Below are 597 nucleotides of genomic sequence, written 5' to 3'. Positions count from 1 at the left end.
CGGCTACCGCTTCTTCTCGCACAGCGACACCGAGGTGTTGCTCAAGGCGTATCACCACTGGGGTGACCGGTTCGTCGAGCACCTGATGGGGATGTTCGCGTTCGCGATCGTCGAGCGGGACACCGGTCGTGTGCTGCTGGGCCGCGACCGGCTGGGCATCAAGCCGCTGTACATCACCGAGGACAACCACCGGATCCGCTTCGCCTCATCGCTGCCGGCGCTGCTGGCCGGCGGCGGCGTCGACACCCGGATCGATCCGATCGCGTTGCACCACTACCTCACGTTCCATTCGGTGGTACCGCCGCCGCTGACCATCCTGCAGGGGATCAAGAAGGTGCCGCCCGCATCGGTGGTCGCCATCGAGCCCGACGGCAGCCGGCACACCACCGTCTACTGGTCGCCGGACTTCACGCGCCACGCGGACCGGGCCGAGTGGTCGGAAAAGGACTGGGAGGACGCGGTACTGGAGTCGCTGCGGCGCGCAGTCGAGCGCCGGCTGGTGGCGGATGTACCGGTGGGATGCCTGCTTTCGGGTGGCGTCGATTCGTCTCTGATCGTCGGTCTGCTCGCCGAGGCCGGCCAGCACGGTCTGTCGAC

At 67.7% G+C, this 597-nt stretch carries 1 protein-coding gene; it reads left to right on the top strand.

The annotated features are described in order from the left end of the window. The coding region (locus IMZ11_RS43400) for an asparagine synthetase B (RefSeq protein ID WP_255708186.1) at positions 1-597 on the top strand (597 nt) is incomplete at both ends.

Source organism: Microtetraspora sp. AC03309, assembly GCF_020826795.1.
Classification (GTDB): domain Bacteria; phylum Actinomycetota; class Actinomycetes; order Streptosporangiales; family Streptosporangiaceae; genus Microtetraspora; species Microtetraspora glauca.
The sequence above is the reverse complement of the archived record's forward strand: the minus strand, read 5'-3'. Positions and strand labels throughout refer to the sequence as shown.